The following is a 15,766-nucleotide window of genomic DNA, read 5'->3' as shown; positions in this document are numbered from 1 at the left end:
CTCGTGCAAAACCAGATGTGGGAGTGGGCTTGCTCGCTCCCACATTTTTGCCCGCGTTTATTCTGTGAGTAATGCGTCGACTTCGGCGGCGCCTGGGGAAGTTGCCGGCCCCCACCGTGTCACCGCCAGAGCTGCCGCGGCGTTCGCCCGCTGTGCTGCCGCGGCAGGTTTCAAACCACCCGCCAATCCCGCAATAAACACCCCTGCATGTGCATCCCCCGCGCCATTGCTGTCCACCGCCTGCACCTTGAAGCCGGGTACATGCTCGATCTGACCCGCACGTCCCACCCAGCAGCCATTCGGTCCGTCACGCACCACCAATAGCGTCTCGGCGCGCAGGTGCTGGCTGAGCGCCGGCAACGCTGCTGCAATGTCTGCCGTGCCAGTGAACGCCAAGGCTTCAGGACCATTGCTGGTCCAGATATCGATACGTGGCAACAGCGCACGCATCAGGGGCGAATCCGGTGCCTTGACCAACGGGCCCGGGTCGAACACCACCGCGATTTCCCGGGGCAATGCCAGCAGCCAGTCGATCAGTGGCTGGGCCTTACCCTCCAGAAGCAGGCTGTAGCCACTGACATACACATAGTCATCCGGATGCGGCACAACATTGGCCAGGTCCTCGGCACTCAGTTCACCCTCGGCGCCGATATGGGAAATAAAGGTGCGCTCGGTAGTGGCCTCGGTCAGGGACACGCACAAACCGGTGTCCTTTCCGCTGCTGGCCGCCAGGGCCATTTCAATGCCCTCGGCCTGCATCGCCGCGCGGGCCAGGTCGCCGAAGCGGCCATCGCCGTGACGGCCCAGATAGACCACCGGCAAGCCATTGCGCCGCGCCGCCGCCATCACATTGAAGCCCCCGCCGGCTTCGAAGCTGGCGGACTTGGCCAGCACGTCGCCGCCGGTCGCGGGCAAGGTGTCGAGGGCCATGACCAGATCGACGATGACCTGGCCGGTGTGCAGCAATCTAGACATTGGGACTCTCGACTAACGCCGGACGACGGTCAGCCGCGCCGCCCAGTACCGCATAAATCCCACCGGCAACCAGGAAGGTGACGATCCAGCCCAGGCCATTGTGGCCAAGCCAGGAGTCGGACAACGGCCCGGCGAACCAGATGTTCTCGGCGGTGGTGCCGATGGTGGTGAAGCTGAAACCCAGCACGATGGCCACGGCCCAGGCGCCGAATGCACGCCATTCCACACCGCCGCGATACCAGTAGGCGCTGCTTGGGCTCACGTCCAGCAGGTCCTTGGGGCTGTAGTAATGACGATGGATCAGGTCGACCACGAAGATCCCGACCCACGCGGTGATCGGCACCGCCAGCAACGAGATGAAGGTGATGAACGGGCCGTAGAAACTGTCGGCGATCAGCATGAAATAAATGGAGCCTGCGAAGATCGCCACGATGTCGACGATCACCGCATGCACGCGCTTAACCTTCAGGCCGAGGGTCAAGGTGGTCAGGCCGGCCGAATACACCGACAGGTTATTCGACAGCAACAGCCCGCCAAACGCGGTGATCAGGTACGGCACCGCCATCCAGGTCGGCAGCATGTCGCGGATCGCAATGATCGGGTCAGTGGCCGAGGCCAGGTCATTGTTGCCCACCGACAGCAGGCCGCCGAGGGTGATCAGCAGCACCAGCGGAATGCCCGCACCAAATGCCGCCGACGCCACCAGGCGCACGGCTGTGACGCTGCGGTGCTGGTAGCGCGACATGTCGGCACCGGCGTTGGCCCAGCCGATACCGGTACCGGCGGCCATGGTGCCAACGCCGATGATCATCGCGCTCAGGGGAGCCGGGGTGGCATTGAACACTGCACTCCAGTCGATGGTGGCACAGAGGAAACCGCCCACCAGAATATTCAAGGCGCCGAACACGTAGGTGGCCCACTTCTGGATCACCAGCAAGGTGGCGTGGCCCAGGCCCGAAACGGCCAACGTCAGCAACACAAAAATGCCGATGAATATCAGGGTAAGGACCGGTGCGCTTTTCGCCTCGACCGCAGAGCCGAACAGAATCGAACACAACGACAGCAACACGAAGGCAGCCGTGGTGGTGTTGACGGTTTCCCAGCCCAGGCGCGACATCAACGACACCAGCGTCGGGCCGATATTGCCGCGCACGCCGAAGATGGCGCGGGACAAGGTCAGGCTGGGCGCACGACCGCGACGGCCAGCGATGGAGATGATGCCCACCACGGCGAAAGAGCCGGCGGCGCCGAGGATCGCGACGATAATTGCCTGCCAGATGGCCAGGCCGCGAAACGCCACAAGGGTCGCGCCGAGGGGCAGGCCGAGGATGCTGATATTGGCGGCGAACCACACCCAGAACAGTTGCAGCGGATGGCCGTTGCACTCGCCTTCAGGGACCGGTTCAATACCGCGGGTTTCCAATTGCCCGGCACTTTGGCCGGAAGAAGTACTGCTCATGAGACGTGCTCCTGGTGCCTGTATTGTTGTGGTTGTGGCAGATATGCAAGTTGAATCGGTATCCCGGTCTTCCTGACTCAGCGCAATTCGAGCAAGCCTTGAACCAGCGGCTGCAGATCCAGGCCATTGACCTGCTTGACCTGCTCGATCATCGATTCGGGCCAGCACTGCAGGCCGAGGCAGGCACCGAGCATCGCGCCGAGCATCGCGGCAATCGTGTCGGTATCGCCGCCCAGGCTCGCGGCCAGGCACAGGGCTTCGAACGCGTTCATGGCCCCCACCGCCACTTGCTGGGCGAGGGCAAATGACACCACCACCGACTCCTGGGAGGCGACGGAGGTGCCGATCAATTCATACAGCAGGTCGGCGAACAGGGCTTTGTCGCCGCTGCCGACGCTCAGGGTGCGTGCCCAACTGATGCGGGTGGAGATGCGCCCGCCGGCAATCCAATGGCCATGGCCTTCCGCCTGTTGAGCCACCTGGGTGCCGATATTCAAGGCTTCACCCAAGTCCACACCGTTGATGCCCGCGGACACCACCGCCGCCACTGCCGCTGCGCTGGAAATGCCCAGGGTGGTGTTGTGGGTGACCTGGCAGGCCTGGATCACCGCCTGGATAAATCGCGCCGGGTCGCTGACATTGGCGGCGATCCCCACGGGAGTGATGCGCATGGCGGCGCCATTGGTGGTGCCGTAGCGCCCGGACTCTTCCGGGGTATGGCCGTTGAGGATCATGTCGATTGCACGCTTGGTGGAGGGGCCGAGCAAATCCTGGGAGCCCTTGGCGCGCATCACCGCTTCCCAATCGATCAGGCGCCGGGCAAGCACGGTGGGGTCGATCTTGCCTTGGCCCTCGACCAGCAGCTCACCCACCAGGATCGCTTGCTCGGTGTCATCGGTGATGGAGCCCGCCGGCATATTGGGCGCGATGGGTTGGTCGGCGTCGGCATCTTCCAGGCCGGTAATGGCACCGAAACGCTGTTGCACTTGCTCACGGCTCAGGGATTGGGTGGGCATGCCCAGGGCATCGCCCAACGCCAGACCGTAGAAAGCGCCGAGGGCGCGGCTATTCGGGGTCATTTCGAAGATCCAAACTGCAGGTGCAGGCGAAAGTGCAGAGGGTCGAGCAGGCTTTCGACGTACTCCATGAAGCGCTCGCGGCGATCGTAGGTGGTGCGCGAGGCCTTGAGAAACACCGTGCCCACCGGGCGGCCAAGCAACTCGGCGTCTTCATCGCCAAGGGGCTCGGCGCCGATCCATTGGTCACCTTCGGCACCGACGTAACCGTAGGCTGCCAGGGTGATGGTCAGGGAATTGTCGATCAGGCCAACGCGGGGCAGGCCTTCCAGGCCACCGGACGCGGGCATCAACGAGCGCTCAAGGGAAACGGCCGTGCCATCAGTCGTCCGTCGACGGCGGTCGAGGGCGATAAATTGGTCGGTGCCGAACCGGCTGAACAGATCGGAGCGCGTCGTCGCTTCCAGGCGCAGAATATCGGTGGTCACCAGAGCCCCGGTGTCCGCCAGGGCCTGGGCCCAGCCGCTGGTTTGATCGAGCGCGATGCCATCAAACGTGACGATAGAGCCCACGCCGCTCTGGGTCGCGATGTAATTGCGCCTTTTGAGTTCGGCGAGGGCTTCACGCAGCGTGCCCCGGCTGACCGCAAACTCTTCAGCCAGTTGATGCTCGCCCGGCAACAGGAAACCGTCGGCCATCACCCCACCCTCGATACGGCGGATGAGCTCGTCGACGACGCGTTTTTTCTTATCAAAGCGGACATGTCTAATCATGTACAAATTGATAACCGAAAGCGGCCATTTGCAGCAAGCGAATTATTTCAGGGAGATGAAAAAATCGGGCTCAGGGTTCCAGGCCAATGCGGAAAAATTCGCCGCCGCTCCATACGCCAAGCCAGGTCTGTCCATTGATCGGACGGCTCACTGCCAACTCCACCAATTGGTAGAACACATTGCGATGCACCAGGGCTTCAAGGTTGGTACGCACGCGCAGATAGGGGGACGGCTCTTGGGTGACAGGGTCGATCACCACCCGCAGTGGATGCTCAATATCGGCTTCAATCTGTTCGTCGACGTTGGTGGTGAAGCGCAATACCTGGCTTTCGCCCTGCCCTTCGACGTCAAGAGTAACCGCGACAAACGGCGCATCATCGACGGTGATACCGACTTTTTCCACGGGAGTGATCAGGAAGTAATCATCGCCGTCGCGGCGGATAATAGTGGAGAACAACTTGACCATCGGCTTACGCCCGATCGGCGTGCCCTGATAGAACCAGGTGCCGTCACGGGCGATCCGCATGTCGATATTGCCGCAGAAATCCGGGTTCCACAGATGCACCGGCGCCGGTCCCTTGCCCTTGGGCAACTGTGCCAACAGATCGTTGGCCTTGGCGGAATCGGTCATGGTGTTCTCCTTGGTGTTACTGATCGCCCATGCCCAGCAGGCCTCGGGCGTACTGCGCCAAGGGGCGGGCAATCAGATCTTCTGGCTTGTTGTCGTGGAACGTCAGTAAACCGCCACGACTGCGAATACGTGCAGTATCAATCAAATACTGGGTGCTGGTCTCGATCAACATGATCTGGATCACCCCGTTGTCAAGGCCAAGCCGGTCCAGCGCCTCTTGATCAGCCCATTCGTCGGCGTTGCCGATACGGTCATCGGCTTTGGCGAAGCGGCAGTACAGCAGGTAGTGGGCACCCGCCGCACGGGCTTCGGCCATCGCCTGCTCGAGGCCTTCCGGCTGACGAGCGCGACGCACCATGGGGAAGTATTCGACGAAACCGTTGAAGGCTTCCTCGGCCACCACGTTCGGCCGCGGGTAGGCGCTGCCGGGCGGTACGAAGGCGCCCTGGGCAATAAAGACAAAGGAATCCGGCTGTATGCGCACCGAGGCGGTACGACGAGTATCGCTGTGGTCCAGCAGCCCGGCGTCGCTCATCTGATAACGGGTGCCTTCGGCCATATCGCTGACGGTCATGCAACCACTCAGCGTCAACGACGCCAGCAACAAAACCAGACTACGCATCCTAATCCTCCAGAAGCCGGTGACGGAAAACCGGCGAATGGCCACGAGATGCAGAATCCGCGCCATTTGGAAACAACGCAGAACTAAATGTGGGAGGGGGTTTGCCGCCTCCCACATTGGGTGATGTGTAATCTTGGGGATAGGGTCAGCCGCCGATGATCTTCATGACCGTCGCGCCGCCGGAGAAGGCCACTTCCTGTTTGTCGCCCAGGGCCTTCATCAGCAGGCCTTGCAGGGCCGGCAGCGCCTGGTGGCGGGGCTTGTCCAACAGGTCGCCGACGTAGTGACGGTTGCTCGACGACAGGCAGCCATGCAGCCAGCCGGTCGACGACAACCGCAGCCGTGAACAGGTACGGCAGAACGGCACGCTTTCGTTGGCGATCACGCCAAAGAAGCCTTTGCCCGGCACTTCGTAGCGCACCGCCGTGGCATCCACGGGAGCGTTGGCTTGCAGGTATTCGTGATGTTCGCCGATCAGGCTGAGCAGTTGTTGCAGGCTGACGAACTGCTGCAGGAATGCATTGGAGTCCTTGGCCAGGTGGCCCATGCGCATCAACTCGATAAAACGCAGCTCGTAACCACGCTCCAGGCAGTAGTCGAGCAGCGGCATCACCTGGTCGAGGTTCTGGCCGCGCAACGGCACCATGTTGACCTTGATCTTGATCCCGGCGGCGCGGGCCTGGTCCATACCATCGAGCACGGTGGCCAGGTCGCCGCCACGGGCGATGCTGCGAAAGGCATCGGCATCCAGGGTGTCAAGGGAGACGTTGATACGGCGGATGCCGGCATCCACCAGCAGCGGCAGTTTGCGCGCCAGCAACTGGCCGTTGGTGGTCAGGCTGATATCGCTGAGGCCCATGCCGCCCACTGCGCCCATGAAGGCTTCCAGCTTGGGGCTGACCAGCGGTTCGCCGCCGGTGATGCGCAAGCGGTCGATACCCGCCGCTTCGATCAGGTAGGCCACGCCACGGGCCATGGCCTCCGCCGAGAGTTCGTCCTGGGCAGCCACCAGCCGCTTGCCGTTCGGCACGCAGTAGGTACACGCGTAATTGCAGGCTGAGGTCAGGCTGATCCGCAAATTGCGAAAACGCCTGCCTTGACGATCAACGATCATGGATCACTCCGGCAGAGGAAGATTCGGGCGCACTGAAAACTGACTGATAAATCAGCTTTTAGCAAGATCCTTGCCTGAGTATATTCCTGGGTTACTGCGCCTGGCAGTAAATCGTTACGTGGCTGGGGTTTCGACGGGGGCCGCTTCAACCAGTGCTGGCTCGCTGCTGTGTTTACGCTTGTTGCCCATGCGCACACCGATGTCCATCAGGAACTGGAAGAAGCCTTCCTGATCTTCCAGCACATTGCTCCAGAACGGCGAGTGGTACAGCGCCACGGCGCCGTGCACCAAGGCCCATGCAGCGCAGTAGTGGAAGTACGGTGGTACGTCTTCAAGCTTGCCTTCGCTGATGCGCCCCTTGATCAGCAGGGTCAGGCGTTCGAAGTTCGAGGCGCGGATCTTGTGCAGCTCCTCGACCATCTCCGGCACTTGATGGCCCTTGACCACCTTCTCTTCCAGGCGGTCAAACAGACGGTAGCGCTGTGGGTCGCGCATACGGAACTCGAAGTAGGCACGGGACAGCGCTTCCTTGTCCTTGTCGACATCGGCCGAATGCAGCAGCTCGTTCAAGTCGCGCTCATAGTCGAGCATCAGGCGCAGGTAGATCTCGGCCTTGGACTTGAAGTGTTTGTAGATCGTGCCTTTGCCGATACCCACGGCATCCGCGATCATCTCGACGGTGACGCTGTCTTCGCCTTGTTCGAGGAACAACTTGAGTGCGGTGTCGAGAATTTCCTGCTCACGGCGGCGAAACTCACGGACCTTACGGGGTTCTTTGTGCATGAGGAAGAGGTCTGCAAAGGTCGGAATAGGGAGGGTTGCGCAGGGCCACAAATACATGGCGATACGATTTACCCAGTGCGAGGGATTATCCCGACTGAACGGTCGTTGGGCAACGTCTATGTGAACCCGCCCTGCACTTTACTTTCAGAGCGCCAACGATTTCATGCCTATCAGTCAGAAATAAAACGCAACAACTGCGCCCGTGCACCCGCCCAATGAGAACTCAAGCGAAGCGCATGTATTCCAAATCTGTTTAAAAAACGATCAGTCGTGACTGGACTGAATCAGATACTGATCAATACTTGAACTGTCGGCGTGACATCTCCCCCAAGTGAAGCGCCGACCTGGGTACCGACGGACTGTGTGCCCTTGTTTTACTCCTAATGGTCTTAACCCGGATTCACCCCCCAGAACCCGGGTTTTTTTTGCCTGCGATTCAGTCGTGTCAGGCAACTACATGGGCCAGAGGGAAGAGGCGCTTGAAGTTTTCGGTGGTCTGCTCGGCAAAGCGCTCATAGGACTCACCGCGCAGCATGGCCAGGTAATCCGCCACATCCCGTACATATTCAGGCAGGTTCGGTTTGCCACGATGGGGAATCGGCGCCAGGTACGGCGAATCGGTTTCCACCAGCAGGCGATCCGCCGGGACCTGGCGCGCCACGTCGCGCAGGGCATCGGCATTGCGGAACGTGACAATGCCCGACAAGGAAATATAGAAACCCAGGTCGAGTGCGGCCCTGGCCATGTCCCAATCCTCGGTAAAGCAATGCAACACGCCGGCTTGGGGCAACGCGGCTTCGCGCAACAGGGCAAGGGTATCGGCACGGGCGCCACGGGTGTGGACGATCACCGGTTTGCCGGTTTGCCGGGCGGCCTGCAAATGCAAGCGAAACGAGGCCTGCTGCAACTCGGCGGCTTCCGGTTCGTAATGGTAGTCCAGGCCGGTTTCGCCGATGGCCACCACGCGCGGGTGATTGAGTTCGCCCAGCAGCCAGTCGAGGGCCGGGGCTTCGCCGGGCTTGAGGTCCAGCGGGTGGATACCCACCGAGCAATCCACATCGGCATAACGCTCGGCCAGGCCTTTGACGTCAGCAGCATTTTCGGCGCTGACGCCAATGCATAGGAAATGCCCTACCCCACGCTGGCGTGCAGCGTCGAGGGCAGCATCAAGGGAGCCGCCGTGCTGGGTGAGGTCAAGGCGATCAAGGTGGCAATGGGAATCTACAAGCATAGGAAATTACGACTTAAGTCACGGAAAGTGTCTGGCCAACGATACACCCGTCGGCCAAGGAAATTAACGCCGGCCGAGCAAGCCAACCCACTGCACCAGCAGCGCTTCAAGCAACAGCACGCGGTTGAGGTTGGCCTTGCCGAGCACCTTCTGGCGCTGGGCGAGGATCCAGTCCTGGATAGTCAGTACCTTGTCCTGGGCACTTTTCTGCGCGAGGTATTGCACCACCTTGCGCATGTCCGGCAAGCCCAGGCCGTTTTCATCCTGGGTCAACTGGTAGCGCAGGATCAGGCTCGACCAATCACAGAACCAGTCGAACAGCAGCAGCAAGGGAATGTCCTTCCAGGCACTTTCGGCCAACTGGGTGGCGGACAGCTCTTGTTTGAGCAGTTTTTTCACCCCATCCACAACCAGGGCGCGTTGCTCACGTACGCCCTGGGCTTGCAGCTTGACGGCCGCCAGCGGGGAACCGGCCGCCAGGGTCAGCAACTCGACCCGTTCCTCTTCGGAGCAATCCGGCAGCGCCTTCGCCAGCCATTGCAGGCTCATGGCTTCGCTCGGCAACGGGCAGGCCTGCTGTACGCAACGGCTGCGAATGGTCGGCAACAAACGGCTGGACTGGTGACTCACCAGCAACAACACCGTGTCGCCGGAGGGTTCCTCCAGGCTCTTGAGCAAGGCATTGGCGGCGTTGATGTTCATCGCCTCCACCGGCTCGATCAATACGACTTTGCGCCCGCCCATCTGAGCGGTCTGCACCACGAAACTGACGAGGTCACGCACCTGGTCGACCTTGATCGCCTTATCGGCTTCCTCGGGTTCGAGCAGGTAATTGTCCGGGTGGCTGCCGGCCTTGAGCAACAGGCAGGATTTGCACTCGCCGCAGGCTTCAAGATTGACCGGGCGCTGGCACAGCAAACTGGCCATGAGTCGCTCAGCCAGATCACGTTTACCAATACCGATCGGCCCGTGCAGCAGATAAGCGTGGGCGTGCTGTGCGCGTCCGGCCAACTGCTGCCAGAGACTGTCCTGCCATGGGTAGGCTTCAGCCACGGGCGCGCTCCAACAGCTTGGGCAACAGGGCGTCGATGGCCTGCTGCACTTGCGTCAATGGCTGGGCCGCGTCCAGCAGGTGGTAGCGCGCCGGTTCAGCCTCGGCGCGCTTGAGGAACGCGCTGCGCACAGCATCGAAAAACCCCTGGCCTTCCAGTTCGAAACGATCGAGACGCCCACGGGCGCTCGCGCGAGCCATGCCCACTTCCACCGGCAGGTCGAACAGCACGGTCAGGTCAGGGCGCAAGTCTCCCTGCACAAAGGTCTCAAGGGTAGCGATACGCGCCAGGGACAAGCCTCGGCCACCGCCCTGGTAGGCATAAGTGGAATCGGTGAATCGGTCGCAGATGACCACGGCACCACGGGCCAGGGCCGGACGAATCACCTCGGCCAGGTGCTGGGCACGGGCAGCGAACACCAGCAGGAGCTCGGTGTCCGGGTTCATCTGTTCTTCGCCTGGGGCCAGCAACACTTCACGGATGCGCTCGGCCAGTGGCGTACCGCCGGGCTCACGGGTCAACACCACCTCGACACCTTCAGCGCGCAAGCGCCCGGCCAGGTAATCGCGGTTGGTGCTTTTGCCGGCGCCTTCGGGGCCTTCCAGGGTAATAAACAAGCCAGTCACAGGCAGTCCTTAGTCAGAGTCATTGCGGGCTTTGCGGCGCGGCGGCATCCGACGCGGGCTCGGCGGGTGCATCAGCAGGCGGCGTTACGTCTTCCGGCGGTTTGACCATCGGTGCCGGGCTTGAGCGGTAATCGGCACGGCGCTTGAGCTGGAACTCACGCACGGCGGCATTATGCGCACCCAGGTCATCGGAGAAAATATGGCTACCGTCGCCACGGGCGACGAAATACAGGCTGCTGCCCGGCACCGGGTTCAACGCGGCATGGATCGCCTCGCGGCCGACCATGGCGATGGGTGTCGGCGGCAGACCGGCAACCATGTAGGTGTTGTAGGGGTTGGCTTCCTTGAGGTGCGCACGGGTCAACTTGCCGTTATAGCGCTCGCCCAGCCCGTAGATCACGGTCGGGTCGGTCTGCAGCAGCATGCCGATCTTCAGGCGGCGCACGAATACCCCGGCGATCTGCCCGCGCTCTTCCGGCACACCGGTCTCTTTCTCCACCAGGGAGGCCATGATCAAGGCTTGATAGGGGTCGGTATAGGGCGCATCGGCAGCGCGCTTGCTCCACTCCTGGGCGAGCACATCATCCAGGCGGTTATAGGCTTTCTTCAGGAACTCGACATCGGTCATGCCGCGCACGAAGCGGTAGGTATCCGGGAAGAACCGCCCTTCGGGGAACACGCCGGGATGGCCGAGCTTGTCCATCACTTCACTGTCACTCAGGCCCGACAGGGTCTGCACGATCTTTTCATGCTTGGCCAGTGCCGAACGCACCTGACGGAAATTCCAGCCCTCCACCAGCGTCAGGCTGTATTGCACCACTTCGCCGCGCTGCCACAGGCCGATCAGGCCTTCGGCGGTCATGCCGGGGGTCATGCGGTATTCACCGCTGTGCAGCGGTTGGCCGTCGAGGTTGAAGCGCCAATACAGGCGCAACCAGAACGCGCCGTCGAGCACGCCATCGGCTTCCAGGCGATTGAAGGTCCCGGTGGGCGTCGCCCCTGCCGGAACATCGAGCAATTGCTCCTGGGTCAGATTCAACGGCTGCTTCAAGGCAGCGTCGTATTTCCATGCGGAAAACCCCAACAGCAAAGCCGCCGAGAACAGACCGATCAGCAGCAGTACAACCAGTTTTCGTATCAACTCAAATATCCAATAGCGCGCGAACAATGCCCTGCAGTTTACGGGTGAGCGGCCCAACCGACCAGCTCATCGCAGCGCATCCACGCACCGGCCAAATGCCATAAACGCTGTTGCATACGAAGACTTCGTCGGCCTCGCGCAATTGCTCGAGACTGATGTCGGCCACAGCCACCGGGACGCCCAGGGCTTGCGCCTGCGCCAGGATCTCGGCGCGCATGACGCCTTCAACGCCGCAACGATTCAGATCAGCGGTTAGTAACAAGCCGTTACGCACCAGGAACAGGTTGCTGAATACGCCCTCAATGACACGCCCGGACATATCCAGCATCAAACCTTCGGCATGTTCGGCATCCTGCCATTCAGCACGGGCGAGCACCTGTTCGAGGCGATTGAGGTGCTTGAGACCGGCCAGCAGCGGCTGCTCGGCCAAGCGGGTGGCACACGCAAACAGACGAACACCGTCGGTTCCATGGGCCTGGGGATAGGTAGCAGGCGGACTGCCCTGCAAGATACGACGCACAGGGGCCTCGGGGTTGATGCCGTAACCGCGCAGGCTGTCGCCGCGGGTGAGGATCAACTTGAGGACACCGTCGCCGAGAGCGGCGGCATAGGCCTGCACTTCGCTGCGGACCAGCACTTGATCCACAACGAAAGCGAGGCGCCTGCAGCCCTCATCAAGGCGTTGCAGGTGACGGTCAAGCAGCACGGGCTGCCCGGCCTTGACGGCGACGGTCTCGAACAGGCCGTCACCGTACGCCAGGCCGCGATCTTTCAGGGGCACGCTGTCCGCTGGCTGACCGTCGACCCAGCTGTGCATCACTCGGCGAACCGGCGGAACACCAGGGAACCGTTGGTGCCACCGAAGCCGAACGAGTTGGAGATCGCAACGTCGATCGGCATCTGTTGCGGCTCATGCGGCACGAAGTTCAGGTCGCAGCCTTCGTCCGGCTCATCGAGGTTGATGGTCGGCGGAGCGACCTGGTCCTTGATGGCCATCACACTGAAGATCGCTTCTACCGCGCCCGCCGCACCCAACAGGTGGCCGGTCATGGACTTGGTGGAGCTGACCGCCAGCTTGTAGGCGTGCTCGCCGAACACCGACTTGATGGCTTCGGCTTCCGCCAAATCGCCAGTCGGGGTCGAGGTGCCATGGGCATTGATGTATTGCACCTGGTCTGCATTGACCTTGGCATCGCGCAAGGCGTTGGTGATGCAACGCGCAGCGCCGGCACCGTCGGACGGTGGCGAGGTCATGTGATAGGCGTCGCCGCTCATGCCAAACCCGATCAACTCGGCATAGATGGTGGCACCACGCGCCTTGGCGTGCTCCAACTCTTCGAGTACCAGGGCACCGGCACCATCGGCCAGTACAAAGCCGTCACGGCCTTTGTCCCACGGGCGGCTGGCACGGGTCGGCTCGTCATTGCGGGTCGACAGTGCACGGGAGGCGCCAAAGCCGCCCATTCCCAGGCCGCAGGCCGCCATCTCAGCACCACCGGCGATCATCACGTCGGCTTCGTCATAGGCGATGTTACGCGCCGCCATACCGATGCAGTGGGTACCCGTGGTGCACGCCGTAGCAATGGCGTAGTTAGGCCCCTGCGCACCCAAGTGGATGGACAGGAAACCGGAAATCATATTGATGATCGAGCCAGGCACGAAGAACGGTGAAATTCGACGGGGCCCGGATTCGTGCAGCGTGCGGCTGGTTTCTTCGATATTGGTCAAACCGCCAATACCCGAACCCATGGCCACGCCGATGCGCTCACGGTTGGCGTCGGTCACTTCCAGGCCAGCGTTACGCACTGCCTGAAAACCGGCTGCCAGGCCGTATTGAATGAACAGGTCGAGCTTGCGGGACTCTTTGATCGAGAGATATTCCTCGACATTGAACCCCTTTACCGAGCCGCCAAAACGGGTGGAATAGGCAGAAAGGTCCGTATGTTCGATCAGACCAATACCACTGCGGCCAGCCAGAATGCCCTGCCAACTGCTCGGCACATCCGTACCCAGTGGCGACAACATACCCATACCGGTGACTACGACGCGTCTACGCGACACAGCACTCTCCTTTTTCTAATGACGACACTTTGCTTCAGAGCTTACTTTTCATCAGCGCTAAAGAAAAAACCGCACGCCGTTACAGCAGTGCGGTTTTTCCCTAACAGCAGGCGACGACTACAAACTATTACGCCTGGTGGTTCGTAACGTAGTCGATAGCAGCTTGAACAGTAGTGATTTTTTCAGCTTCTTCGTCCGGGATTTCGGTCTCGAATTCCTCTTCCAGAGCCATCACCAGCTCAACGGTGTCAAGGGAATCGGCACCCAGGTCTTCTACGAAGGAAGCAGTGTTGACCACTTCTTCTTCTTTGACGCCCAGTTGCTCGGCAACGATTTTCTTGACGCGCTCTTCGATGGTGCTCATACCTTGTTTAACTCCTAATGGACAAATTCAGGCAGCTGGCCAGTGGGTAAGTGTATAGAAAGCCTTTTCAGCTTTTCAACTGAAAGCTTCACCCTGTACCCGGTTTGCCACCTGCCTATAAATTAAGTTGCAGCTTTATAACGGATTTTAGACAGCTCGTATGACATTTTTTTGAAGCGATCCGTCACAATTTAACTCATGTACATCCCGCCGTTCACCGGGATTGTAGCCCCAGTCACGTATGCCGCACCGTCGGATGCCAGGAAAGTGACCACATTCGCGATCTCTTGAGCCTGGCCCAGACGGCCCAGCGGAATCTGCGTCAGCAACGCCTCACGCTGTGCTTCCGGCAGTTCGCGGGTCATATCGGTGTCGATGAACCCTGGGGCCACCGAATTGACCGTAATCGACCGCGAGCCGACCTCACGCGCCAATGCACGGCTGAAACCTTCCAGACCGGCCTTGGCGGCTGCATAGTTTACTTGGCCTGCGTTGCCCATGGCACCCACTACGGAGCCAATATTGATAATTCGACCCCAACGCGCCTTGGTCATGCCGCGCAAAACACCCTTGGACAGGCGAAACAGACTGTTCAGATTGGTATCGACCACGTCGTACCACTCGTCGTCTTTCATGCGCATCATCAGGTTATCGCGGGTGATACCAGCGTTATTCACCAGAATTGCCGGGGCGCCGAACTGTGCGGTGATCTCGGCCAAGACGGCAGCCACGGACTCATCGCTGGTCACGTTCAGCTCAAGGCCGGTGCCTTGTACGCCGTTTTCCTTCAGGGTCGCGGCGATACGCTCGGCGCCCGAGGCGGAAGTGGCGGTGCCAATCACGACGGCGCCCTGACGACCCAGCTCCAGGGCGATGGCCTGGCCAATGCCACGGCTCGCGCCGGTAACCAGTGCAACTTTACCTTGCAGACTCATGCAGGCTTCTCCTAAGTTCGGGGATCAGGCCAGCGCCGCACGAGCGGCAGCGAAGGCATCCGGGGTATTGAGGTTGGCAGTCGACACGCCGTCGGCGCAGCGCTTGTTCAGGCCGGCCAGGACTTTGCCCGGGCCGCACTCGACCAGCTCGGTGGCGCCATTGGCAGCCAGGGTCTGGACCGACTCGACCCATCGCACAGGCTTGTAGAGTTGCTCCAGCAGGTCGCGCTTGAGGGTGTCGAGGTCGACGGCCACGGCCGCGCTGACGTTCTGCACCAGCGGGATCTGCGGCGCCTGCCAGTTGATGGCAGCGATGGACTCGGCAAAACGCTCGGCAGCCGGGCGCATCAGCTCGCAGTGCGACGGCACGCTCACCGGCAACGGCAATGCGCGCTTGGCACCACGTGCCTTGCAGCCCTCGATGGCACGCTCGACGGCCGCCTTGGCACCGGCGATCACCACCTGGCCTGGGGAGTTGAAGTTTACCGCGCTCACCACTTCACCCTGGGCCGCTTCGGCACAGGCTTCGATTACGACAGCATCGTCCAGCCCCAGGATAGCGGCCATCCCGCCCTGCCCGGCCGGAACGGCTTCCTGCATCAGTTGTCCACGACGCTCGACCAGCTTGACCGCTTCAGCAAGGGTCAGGCTGCCCGCCGCCACCAGGGCGCTGTATTCGCCCAGGCTATGACCGGCCACGAACGCCGGACGCGCACCGCCTTCGGCCAACCACAAGCGCCACAGGGCGATCGAAGCGGTCAGGATGGCTGGCTGGGTTTTATCGGTTTGATTGAGCTGCTCTTCCGGCCCCTGCTGGGTCAGCGCCCACAGGTCGTAACCCAGGGCCTCGGAAGCTTCCTTGAACGTGTCCAGGATCAGCGGGTATTGCGCGCCCAACTCGGCCAACATGCCGAGGGACTGCGAACCCTGCCCTGGAAAGACGAATGCGAGGGATGTAGACATGTAACAAGCCCCTAATGATC

17 protein-coding genes are annotated in these 15,766 nt (G+C 61.3%); all 17 read right to left on the bottom strand.

Translation table 11 applies throughout. The features are described from left to right. Window positions 1-57 precede the first annotated feature (57 nt). The 17 genes from M2397_RS11960 to fabD all read right to left on the bottom strand — a co-directional run bounded on the left by M2397_RS11960 (window position 58) and on the right by fabD (window position 15,746). On the bottom strand, window positions 58-975 hold the full coding sequence (locus M2397_RS11960; RefSeq protein ID WP_167656077.1) for a PfkB family carbohydrate kinase: 918 nt from the start codon (window positions 973-975) through the stop codon (window positions 58-60). After that, entirely contained in the window at window positions 968-2,434 is a 1,467-nt protein-coding gene (locus M2397_RS11955; RefSeq protein WP_259243225.1) for a cytosine permease, read from the bottom strand. Before M2397_RS11955 ends, M2397_RS11960 begins: the two co-directional genes overlap by 8 nt. Before the next feature lie 77 nt (window positions 2,435-2,511). Continuing rightward, the gene (locus M2397_RS11950; RefSeq protein ID WP_131697751.1) at window positions 2,512-3,513 is read right to left on the bottom strand and encodes an ADP-ribosylglycohydrolase family protein; all 1,002 of its coding nucleotides are present in this window, start codon (window positions 3,511-3,513) and stop codon (window positions 2,512-2,514) included. Next, window positions 3,510-4,223 carry a GntR family transcriptional regulator gene (locus tag M2397_RS11945; RefSeq protein ID WP_145338694.1) on the bottom strand — a complete coding sequence of 238 codons (714 nt, stop codon included), beginning with the start codon at window positions 4,221-4,223 and terminating at the stop codon, window positions 3,510-3,512. The genes M2397_RS11950 and M2397_RS11945 overlap by 4 nt, the downstream gene beginning before the upstream one ends. A gap of 70 nt (window positions 4,224-4,293) precedes the next feature. Continuing rightward, window positions 4,294-4,854, bottom strand: coding sequence for a DUF1285 domain-containing protein (locus M2397_RS11940; protein WP_131697753.1), 561 nt, complete (start codon window positions 4,852-4,854; stop codon window positions 4,294-4,296). Between the two features lie 16 nt (window positions 4,855-4,870). After that, entirely contained in the window at window positions 4,871-5,476 is a 606-nt protein-coding gene (locus M2397_RS11935) for a DUF4823 domain-containing protein (RefSeq protein ID WP_027607816.1), read from the bottom strand. 145 nt (window positions 5,477-5,621) lie between these two features. Then, window positions 5,622-6,590 (bottom strand): GTP 3',8-cyclase MoaA, encoded by a 969-nt coding sequence (locus M2397_RS11930; RefSeq protein ID WP_145338695.1) that lies wholly within the window; start codon window positions 6,588-6,590, stop codon window positions 5,622-5,624. A gap of 114 nt (window positions 6,591-6,704) precedes the next feature. Then, a complete protein-coding gene (locus M2397_RS11925) occupies window positions 6,705-7,373 on the bottom strand; it encodes a TetR/AcrR family transcriptional regulator (RefSeq protein ID WP_027607814.1) in 669 nt (222 codons plus the stop codon). A gap of 445 nt (window positions 7,374-7,818) precedes the next feature. Continuing rightward, window positions 7,819-8,604, bottom strand: a complete 786-nt coding sequence (locus M2397_RS11920; protein WP_145338696.1) for a TatD family hydrolase — start codon at window positions 8,602-8,604, stop codon at window positions 7,819-7,821. Window positions 8,605-8,667: 63 nt separating this feature from the next. Beyond that, window positions 8,668-9,657 (bottom strand): DNA polymerase III subunit delta', encoded by a 990-nt coding sequence (locus M2397_RS11915; RefSeq protein ID WP_145338697.1) that lies wholly within the window; start codon window positions 9,655-9,657, stop codon window positions 8,668-8,670. Beyond that, the gene (gene tmk / locus M2397_RS11910; protein ID WP_145338698.1) at window positions 9,650-10,282 is read right to left on the bottom strand and encodes a dTMP kinase; all 633 of its coding nucleotides are present in this window, start codon (window positions 10,280-10,282) and stop codon (window positions 9,650-9,652) included. The genes M2397_RS11915 and tmk overlap by 8 nt, the downstream gene beginning before the upstream one ends. Window positions 10,283-10,301: 19 nt before the next feature. Beyond that, the gene (gene mltG / locus M2397_RS11905) at window positions 10,302-11,423 is read right to left on the bottom strand and encodes an endolytic transglycosylase MltG (RefSeq protein WP_131697758.1); all 1,122 of its coding nucleotides are present in this window, start codon (window positions 11,421-11,423) and stop codon (window positions 10,302-10,304) included. A 1-nt stretch (window position 11,424) separates the two neighbouring features. Then, window positions 11,425-12,240 (bottom strand): aminodeoxychorismate lyase, encoded by an 816-nt coding sequence (gene pabC / locus M2397_RS11900; protein ID WP_131697759.1) that lies wholly within the window; start codon window positions 12,238-12,240, stop codon window positions 11,425-11,427. After that, window positions 12,240-13,484, bottom strand: a complete 1,245-nt coding sequence (gene fabF, locus M2397_RS11895) for a beta-ketoacyl-ACP synthase II (RefSeq protein ID WP_131697760.1) — start codon at window positions 13,482-13,484, stop codon at window positions 12,240-12,242. The genes pabC and fabF overlap by 1 nt, the downstream gene beginning before the upstream one ends. A gap of 127 nt (window positions 13,485-13,611) precedes the next feature. Further along, window positions 13,612-13,848 carry an acyl carrier protein gene (gene acpP / locus M2397_RS11890; RefSeq protein ID WP_003442511.1) on the bottom strand — a complete coding sequence of 79 codons (237 nt, stop codon included), beginning with the start codon at window positions 13,846-13,848 and terminating at the stop codon, window positions 13,612-13,614. 191 nt (window positions 13,849-14,039) lie between these two features. After that, window positions 14,040-14,783, bottom strand: a complete 744-nt coding sequence (gene fabG / locus M2397_RS11885; RefSeq protein ID WP_015885432.1) for a 3-oxoacyl-ACP reductase FabG — start codon at window positions 14,781-14,783, stop codon at window positions 14,040-14,042. 24 nt (window positions 14,784-14,807) lie between these two features. Further along, window positions 14,808-15,746: an ACP S-malonyltransferase gene (fabD, locus tag M2397_RS11880; protein WP_032886801.1), complete on the bottom strand. Its 939-nt coding sequence runs from the start codon at window positions 15,744-15,746 to the stop codon at window positions 14,808-14,810. Window positions 15,747-15,766 lie beyond the last annotated feature (20 nt).

Origin of the sequence: Pseudomonas sp. BIGb0381 (assembly GCF_024809815.1) — a bacterium.
GTDB lineage: Bacteria > Pseudomonadota > Gammaproteobacteria > Pseudomonadales > Pseudomonadaceae > Aquipseudomonas.
This window is presented reverse-complemented; position numbering and strand designations above follow the sequence as displayed.